7 protein-coding genes and 1 pseudogene are annotated in these 8,055 nt (G+C 69.1%); 2 read left to right on the top strand and 6 right to left on the bottom strand.

Annotation, left to right across the window (positions count from 1 at the left end):
- Nucleotides 1-84: 84 nt before the first annotated feature.
- From AB0D27_RS44525 to thyX, 3 genes are all read right to left on the bottom strand, one after another.
- Nucleotides 85-1,770 carry a ribonuclease J gene (locus AB0D27_RS44525; protein ID WP_362521152.1) on the bottom strand — a complete coding sequence of 562 codons (1,686 nt, stop codon included), beginning with the start codon at nucleotides 1,768-1,770 and terminating at the stop codon, nucleotides 85-87.
- A 134-nt stretch (nucleotides 1,771-1,904) separates the two neighbouring features.
- Entirely contained in the window at nucleotides 1,905-2,804 is a 900-nt protein-coding gene (gene dapA, locus AB0D27_RS44520) for a 4-hydroxy-tetrahydrodipicolinate synthase (RefSeq protein WP_362521149.1), read from the bottom strand.
- 210 nt (nucleotides 2,805-3,014) lie between these two features.
- The gene (gene thyX, locus AB0D27_RS44515; RefSeq protein ID WP_362521146.1) at nucleotides 3,015-3,755 is read right to left on the bottom strand and encodes an FAD-dependent thymidylate synthase; all 741 of its coding nucleotides are present in this window, start codon (nucleotides 3,753-3,755) and stop codon (nucleotides 3,015-3,017) included.
- Nucleotides 3,756-3,975: 220 nt separating this feature from the next.
- On the opposite strand from thyX, the gene AB0D27_RS44510 reads away from it, so the two are divergent.
- Together AB0D27_RS44510 and AB0D27_RS44505 are read left to right on the top strand one after the other, a co-directional pair.
- Nucleotides 3,976-4,215 carry a hypothetical protein gene (locus tag AB0D27_RS44510; protein ID WP_362521143.1) on the top strand — a complete coding sequence of 80 codons (240 nt, stop codon included), beginning with the start codon at nucleotides 3,976-3,978 and terminating at the stop codon, nucleotides 4,213-4,215.
- A 90-nt stretch (nucleotides 4,216-4,305) separates the two neighbouring features.
- Nucleotides 4,306-4,863, top strand: a complete 558-nt coding sequence (locus AB0D27_RS44505; RefSeq protein WP_362521141.1) for a hypothetical protein — start codon at nucleotides 4,306-4,308, stop codon at nucleotides 4,861-4,863.
- Nucleotides 4,864-5,356: 493 nt separating this feature from the next.
- Here the strand turns inward: AB0D27_RS44505 and AB0D27_RS44500 are convergent, their stop codons facing one another.
- From AB0D27_RS44500 to AB0D27_RS44490, 3 genes and pseudogenes are all read right to left on the bottom strand, one after another.
- Entirely contained in the window at nucleotides 5,357-5,809 is a 453-nt protein-coding gene (locus tag AB0D27_RS44500; RefSeq protein WP_362521138.1) for a hypothetical protein, read from the bottom strand.
- Between the two features lie 32 nt (nucleotides 5,810-5,841).
- Nucleotides 5,842-6,594, bottom strand: a complete 753-nt coding sequence (gene dapB, locus AB0D27_RS44495) for a 4-hydroxy-tetrahydrodipicolinate reductase (RefSeq protein ID WP_362521135.1) — start codon at nucleotides 6,592-6,594, stop codon at nucleotides 5,842-5,844.
- Nucleotides 6,595-6,631: 37 nt separating this feature from the next.
- Nucleotides 6,632-7,957, bottom strand: a pseudogene (locus AB0D27_RS44490) (pitrilysin family protein); the annotation flags it as partial.
- Nucleotides 7,958-8,055 lie beyond the last annotated feature (98 nt).

Genomic DNA, 8,055 nt, shown 5'->3' with positions numbered 1-8,055 from the left:
GGGTTTGTTCGCTGCCATGTACTTCGGCGGGCTCCGGCCGGCTGAGGCGGTCGGCCTCGCTCGAGGTTGGCGTGTGCGAGGGGGTCAGACCTCGACGACGACCGGGAGGATCATCGGGCGCCGGCGGTAGTTGTCCGACACCCACTTGCCCAGCGTGCGGCGGATGAGTTGCTGCAGCTGGTGGGGCTCTACGACGCCGTCCTGGGCCGAGCGCTCCAGGACTTCGGCGATCTTCGGCATGACGTCAGTGAAGGCCGAATCCTCGATGCCGGAGCCGCGGGCCTGGATGTGCGGGCCGCCAGTGATCTTTCCGGTGCTGGCGTCGAGCACCAGGAAGACCGAGATGATGCCCTCGTCGCCGAGGATGCGGCGGTCCTTCAGCGCGGGCTCGCCGACATCGCCGACCGAGAGGCCGTCGACGTACACGTATCCCGCCTGGACCTTGCCCGAGATCTTGGCCTTGCCCTCGACGAGGTCGACGACGACGCCGTCCTCGGCGATCACGATGCGGTCGTGGGGGACACCGGTGAGGGCGCCCAGCTCGGCGTTGGCACGCAGGTGGCGCCATTCGCCGTGGACCGGCATCAGGTTCCGCGGCTTGCAGATGTTGTAGAAGTACAGCAGCTCGCCTGCGGAGGCGTGGCCGGAGACGTGCACCTTGGCGTTGCCCTTGTGGACGACGTTCGCGCCCCAGCGGCTGAGGCCGTTGATGACGCGGTAGACCGCGTTCTCGTTGCCTGGGATCAGGGACGACGCGAGGATCACCGTGTCGCCCTGGACGATCCGGATCTGGTGGTCCCGGTTGGCCATCCTCGACAGGGCCGCCATCGGTTCGCCCTGGGAGCCCGTGCAGACGAGGACGATCTCGTGGTCCGGGAGGTCGTCGAGTGTCTTGACGTCGACGACCAGGCCCGGCGGGACCTTCAGATAGCCGAGGTCCCGTGCGATGCCCATGTTGCGGACCATGGAGCGGCCGACGAAGGCGACCCGGCGGCCGTACTCGTGCGCCGCGTCCAGGATCTGCTGGATGCGGTGGACGTGGCTGGCGAAGCTCGCCACGATGATCCGCTTGTGGGCGCCGGCGAAGACCTGGCGCAGCACGTTCGAGATGTCGCGCTCGGGCGGGACGAAACCCGGGACCTCGGCGTTCGTGGAGTCCGAGAGGAGGAGGTCGATGCCTTCCTCGCTCAGCCGTGCGAACGCGTGCAGGTCCGTGAGGCGGCGGTCCAGCGGGAGCTGGTCCATCTTGAAGTCGCCGGTGTGCACCACCATGCCCGCGGGGGTGCGGATGGCGACCGCGAGGGCGTCCGGGATTGAGTGGTTGACCGCGACGAACTCGCAGTCGAAGGGGCCGATCCGCTCGCGGTGGCCCTCGGCCACTTCCAGCGTGTACGGGCGGATGCGGTGCTCCTGGAGCTTCGCCTCGATGAGCGCGAGGGTCAGCTTGGAGCCGATCAGCGGGATGTCCGGCTTCTCCCGGAGGAGGAAGGGGACGCCGCCGATGTGGTCCTCGTGGCCGTGCGTGAGGACGATGCCCTCGATGTCGTCGAGGCGGTCCCTGATGGATGTGAAGTCCGGCAGGATCAGGTCGATTCCGGGTTGCTCCTCCTCGGGGAAGAGCACTCCGCAGTCGACGATCAGCAGGCGGCCGCCGTATTCGAAGACCGTCATGTTCCGGCCGATTTCACCGAGGCCGCCGAGAGGCGTGACGCGCAGGCCGCCCTCGGGGAGCTTCGGCGGCGGGGCGAGTTCAGGATGCGGATGACTCAAAAGACTCTCCTCACCACGCGCGCCACGTACCGGGCAAGGCACGTGGCGCGCGTGACGTTCGTGCAGTAGCAGTTGTGTGTGGGGTGCAGGCCGGTGACCTGCGGGTCGTACGTATTCAGTTGTGAAGTCTGTGGTTAGAGCTCTACCCCGCCGGCGGCAAGATCGATCTTGAGCTGCGCGGTCTCCTCGGGCGACAGCTCGACCATCGGGGCGCGCAGCGGTCCGGCGGGCAGGCCCTGGAGGGCGAGCGCGGCCTTGGTCGTCATGACGCCCTGGGTGCGGAACATGCCGGTGAAAACGGGGAGCAGCTTCTGGTGGATCTCGGTGGCCTTCTGTACGTCGCCCGAGACGTACGCGTCGAGCATGGCGCGCAGCTCCGGGGTGACGACATGGCCGACGACGGAGACGAAGCCGACCGCGCCCACGGAGAGCAGCGGCAGGTTCAGCATGTCGTCGCCGGAGTACCAGGCAAGGCCGGAGCGGGCGATGGCCCAGCTGGCCCGGCCGAGGTCTCCCTTGGCGTCCTTGTTGGCGACGATACGCGGGTGCTCGGCGAGCCGCACGAGTGTTTCCGTGTTGATCGGTACGCCGCTGCGGCCGGGGATGTCGTACAGCATGACCGGCAGTTCGGTCGCGTCGGCGATGGCCGTGAAGTGCCGGTACAGGCCCTCCTGCGGGGGCTTGTTGTAGTACGGCGTCACGGTCAGCAGGCCGTGCGCGCCGGTCTTCTCGGCGGCTCGGGCCAGCTCGATGCTGTGGTGGGTGTCGTTCGTGCCGACGCCGGCGACGACGTGGGCACGGTCGCCGACCGCCTCCAGTACGGCTCGTACGAGATCCGATTTCTCCGCGTCGCTGGTGGTCGGGGACTCGCCGGTGGTGCCGTTGATGATCAGGCCGTCGTTGCCTGCGTCCACCAGGTGAGTAGCGAGCCGCTGCGCGCCGTCGAGGTCGAGTGCGCCGTCCGCCGTGAAGGGCGTGACCATGGCGGTGAGGACCCTCCCGAAGGGGGTCTGCGGAGTGGAGGTCGGAGCCATGGGTAACACGCTACTCGCTGCTCAACACGTGGTCTGCCCTCGGGGGACACGACAAAGCGTGACAAATGCGGAGCCCGGCACTGCCTGCTCGGGGGTTCAAGCAGTGCCGGGTCCGTTTGATCAGGCTAGATGAACTTCTCGAAATGCCGCAATACGGACACTTCGCTCGGTCGACCCGTACATCTGTGCCGGATGGCGTGCGGTAGCGCGTTACGGCGCCACGCGCCCGTTGGCGTTGAAGGCCGCGTAGGTGAGCGGCATGAGCCGCGCCCACTCCGCCTCCATCCGCTCGCCGACCATCTCGATCTCGCGCTGCGGGAAGGACGGCACCTTGGCCAGTTCGTGCTGGGTGCGCAGGCCGAGGAAGTGCATCAGCGAGCGGGCGTTGCACGTGGCGTACATCGAGGAGAAGAGGCCGACGGGCAGGACCGCACGGGCGACTTCACGGGCTACGCCGGCGGCGAGCATCTCCTGGTAGGCCTCGTACGCCTGTCGGTATGAGTCCTCCATCACACGGCCCGTGAGTTCCTGCTGCGCCTGCGTGCCCTCGACGAAGACGTACTTGCCGGGGCGGCCCTCCTGGACCAGCTTGCGGGACTCGTCCGGAACGTAGAAGACCGGCTGGAGCTCCCTGTACCGGCCCGACTCCTCGTTGTACGACCAGCCCACGCGGTGCCGCATGAACTCGCGGAACACGAAGATGGGGGCGCTGATGAAGAACGTCATCGAGTTGTGCTCGAAGGGGCTGCCGTGCCGGTCCCGCATCAGGTAGTTGATCAGGCCCTTGGAGCGCTCCGGGTCCTTCGTCAGCTCCTCCAGGGACTGCTCCCCGGCGGTGGAGACACGGGCGGCGAACAGCACATCGGCGTCGGAGGCGGTGTGCTTGATCAGCTCGACGGTGACATCGCTGCGGAAGCTGGGCTTGAGGTCGTCGGCGGGGGTGTCGGTCACGGTGCGGAGGGTCCTTCCCATCACAGGCTCGGGCGGCGCCCACTCTACGGCCCGGCACTGACAACGGGGCGTTCGGTACCGTGCCGCGACATTCGCCGACGAACTTCTGCGAATTCGGTGATTCTGGGCACCTCTTGGGGCACTCGCTCGTCTGTACTGATGATGGCGATTCCGTTCGAATCGCCACATCCCACGAACGTCCAGAGGAGAAGCAACGCCCATGTTCCGTCGGCGCGAGCCCGTCCCGTTCGCCTTCATCGCCGAAGCCGACACGTTCCGCAGCAATGTCACTCCCCCGCCCCGCGAGCGTGCGTCCGCCGGACAGATAGCGGGCCGGTGGCTCATAGGACTCACCGTGGTCGCCGGGCTCGCCGGGTCCCTGATCTTCGGAATGCCCGCCCTGTCACAGGATCAGTCACCTGCGAAGACGCAGCATTCCGAGGCGTCGAACGGCCACTGACTCTTCCGGACCCCCAAGGGTGGTGAGCGGGCATCCGGCTAGGTAGCCTCACCGGGCAGAGCCCATGCGTGGATTGAGTGAGGATCAGTCGTGCCCCTGCCCTTCCTGACGGCGGACCGCGCCTTTGACGAGGCGGCGGACGATCTAGCACTGCCTTTCGACGACCGCGATGCCTGGCGGCGTCCCTACCGGCCCGGACCGTGGCGGGTAGGTGCGGCCGCGCTCATCCTGCTGCTCGCCTCGTACGTGCTCGTCGCCGCGGTGATCATGGCTCTCACCGGGACTCTGCCCGCCGCGGCGGCCTGTCTGGGCGGGGCCCTGGTCGCCATACTCTGCGCGCTGCGGCTGCTGCGTGTGGGCGTGTGGGTGAGTGCGCGGGGGCTGCGCCGGGTGGGCTTCTTCGTGACCAGGACGGCGCCGTGGCAGCAGGTTGTCGCCGTGCGGACGGTGCAGCAGCCGGTGCGCTGGCTCGGGTTGCCCCGCACCGTTCAGGGACAGGCGCTGCTCCTCGTACGCAACGATCGTGCGCCCGATGACGTGCCGGCGCTGCTGACCACACACAACGCCGACTTCCTTGCGCGCGGCGAAGCCTTCGACCACGCGGCGGACGCCGTCGAGGCGTGGGCGGACGAGTACCGGCGGGGCTGAGGGGCGACTCCAGCGACAGCACGGGGTTCCGCGACGGCACATGGCCCCGCCATGGCACGCGCCCCCGGCGACAGCACGCGGCACCAATGCCAGCGCTCCGCTTCCGGCCATGGCACGCGGCGCCGCGACAGCACGCCGCATCAGTGACGGCACTCCGCTTCCAGCCACGGCACGAGCCCCCGCGACAGCACGCGGTACCAATGCCAGCGCATGGCTTTAGCCGCCACACGTACCTCCGCGACAGCACGCGGCACCAATGCCAGCACACGGCTTCAGCCACGCCCGCGGCCCCGCGCAGCACCCGGCACCCGGCACCCGGCACCAATGCCAGCGCTCCGCTTCCAGCCATGGCACGCGCCCCCGCGACAGCGCACGGCTTCAGCGGCGGCACGCGCCTTCAGTGACAGCGCGTGGCTTCAGTGACGAAGGGGCCGGCCCGCGCAGTGCGGGGCGGCCCCTTCGGCGTACCGACCGATCGGGTTCGTCGTGCCGGTCAGGCCTCCACGGACCTGCCCTCGTGCAGGGCGATGGCCCGCTGCATCGCCTTGCGGGCGCGCGGGGTGTCGCGGGCGTCGTGATAGGCGATCGCGAGACGGAACCAGCTGCGCCAGTCGTCCGGGGCGTCCTCGGTCTCGGCCTTGCGCCTGGCGAAGACCTCGTCGGCCGAGTCGCGGTCGATGCGGCCGCCCTCGGTGCGCCTCAACTCGTCGAGGGGCAGGCCGCCTTCGGCGTCGAGCTCGGCCGCGAGCCGGTTGGCCCTGCGGACGAACTGGGTGTTCTTCCACAGGAACCAGATACCGATGACCGGCAGGATCAGCACCGCGACCCCGAAGGTGACGGTGATCAGGGTGCCGTTCTGGATGAGGAGTACGCCGCGGCTGCCGACCAGGACGAAATAGACGACCAGGACGGCGGCCGTGACGGCATAGGTGATCTTCGCGCGCATGTCTGCCGGCTATCTGCTGTGCGTCCCCCGGCTCAGCCGAGGTCCAGGAAGTGTTCCAGGCCGAAGGTGAGGCCCGGTGTGGTCACCACGCGGCGGGCGCCGAGCAGGATGCCCGGCATGAAGCTGCTGTGATGCAGGGAGTCGTGGCGGATGGTGAGGGTCTCGCCCTCGCCGCCGAGCAGGACTTCCTGGTGGGCGAGCAGTCCGCGCAGGCGGACCGCGTGCACTGGGACGCCGTCCACGTTGGCGCCCCGGGCGCCGTCCAGGGCCGTGACCGTGGCGTCGGGCTGGGCCGCGCTGCCCGCGCGCTCCCGGGCCGCGGCGATGAGCTGAGCGGTGCGTGTGGCGGTGCCGCTGGGCGCGTCCACCTTGTTCGGGTGGTGCAGCTCGACGACCTCGACGGACTCGAAGTACGGCGCGGCGATCTGGGCGAACTTCATGGTCAGTACGGCGCCGATGGAGAAGTTGGGCGCGATGAGTACGCCCGTCTCCGGGGAACGGGCGAGCCAGATCTTCAGCTGCGCGAGCCGCTCGTCGGTCCAGCCCGTCGTGCCGACCACGGCGTGGATGCCGTGCCGGACGCAGAAGTCGAGGTTGCCCATCACCGAGGCCGGTGTGGTCAGTTCGACCGCCACCTCCGCGCCGCTCTCGGCCAGCGTCTCGAGCTTGTCGCCCCGGCCCAGCGCGGCCACCAGCTCCATGTCCTCGGCGGCCTCGACGGCTCGTACCGCCTCGGCCCCGATACGGCCCTTGGCACCGAGGACCGCCACGCGCAGCTTGCTCATTGCTTCGTTCCTAACAGAGACCTTGCAGAGACAGGAATTACGCGACCGCGTCGTGCAGACGGGACGCCTGCTTGTCCTTCAGCGGGCCGATGACCGACAGCGAGGGCCGCTGTCCCAGGATGTCGCGGGCGACCGAGCGGACCTCGTCCGGGGTGACCGACGCTATCCGGGTCAGCATGTCGTCGACGGACATCTGCTCGCCCCAGCACAGCTCGCTCTTGCCGATACGGTTCATCAGCGCACCGGTGTCCTCGAGGCCGAGGACGGTGGAGCCCTGGAGCTGGCCGATGGCGCGGCCGATCTCGTCGTCCGAGAGGCCGTGCTCGGCGACCTGGTCGAGCTCGTCGCGGCAGAGCTTGAGCACATCGTGGACCTGGCCGGGCCGGCAGCCGGCGTACACGCCGAAGAGGCCGCAGTCGGCGAAGCCCGAGGTGTACGAGTACACGCTGTAGGCCAGGCCGCGCTTTTCACGGACCTCCTGGAAGAGGCGGGAGGACATGCCGCCGCCGAGGGCGGTGTTCAGGACTCCCAGCGCCCAGCGGCGCTCGTCGGTGCGGGCCAGGCCCGGCATGCCGAGGACGACATGGGCCTGCTCGGTCTTGCGGCCGAGGAGTTCGACGCGGCCCGCGGTGCGGATGGCGCGGCGCCCGTCGCGCGGGGCGATGGGTCCGGCCTCGGCGTTCTTGAACGCTCCCGCCTTCTCGAAGGCGGTTCTGACCTGACGTACCACCTTGTTGTGGTCGACGTTGCCCGCGCACGCCACGACGAGGTGCGTCGGGTCGTAGTGCTTCTTGTAGAAGCGGCGGATGCGCTCCGCGGTGAGGGCATTGACCGTGTCGACCGTGCCGAGGACCGGGCGGCCGAGCGGGTTGTCGCCGAACATCGTGTGCGCGAACAGGTCGTGCACGCAGTCGCCCGGGTCGTCCTCGGTCATCGCGATCTCTTCGAGGATCGCTCCGCGCTCGACGTTGACGTCCTCTTCGAGGATGAGCGAGCCGGTCAGCATGTCGCAGACGACGTCTATGGCGAGCGGCAGGTCGGTGTCGAGCACGCGCGCGTAGTAGCACGTGTACTCCTTCGCCGTGAACGCGTTCATCTCGCCGCCGACCGCGTCGAGGGCGGAGGAGATGTCCAGGGCGGACCTGCGGCTCGTGCCCTTGAAGAGGAGGTGCTCCAGGTAGTGCGTGGCGCCGTTCAAAGTGGGCGTCTCGTCGCGGGAGCCCACGTGCGCCCAGATGCCGAAGGTGGCGGAGCGGACGGAGGGGAGCGTCTCGGTGACGATGCGCAGGCCGCCGGGGAGGGTGGTCTTGCGGACCGTACCGATGCCGTTGCTGCCCTTGATGAGGGTTTGGGTACGGGCGAGGGGGCCCCCCCCCCCCGGGGGGGGGGGGGGGGGCCGGGGGGGGCGGGGCGGGCCAAGTGGGGGGGGGTGAGGTGGAGGAAACCGCAGAAAAAACAGCC

Origin of the sequence: Streptomyces sp. NPDC048415 (assembly GCF_040651675.1) — a bacterium.
Lineage (GTDB): Bacteria > Actinomycetota > Actinomycetes > Streptomycetales > Streptomycetaceae > Streptomyces.
The sequence above is the reverse complement of the archived record's forward strand: the minus strand, read 5'-3'. Positions and strand labels throughout refer to the sequence as shown.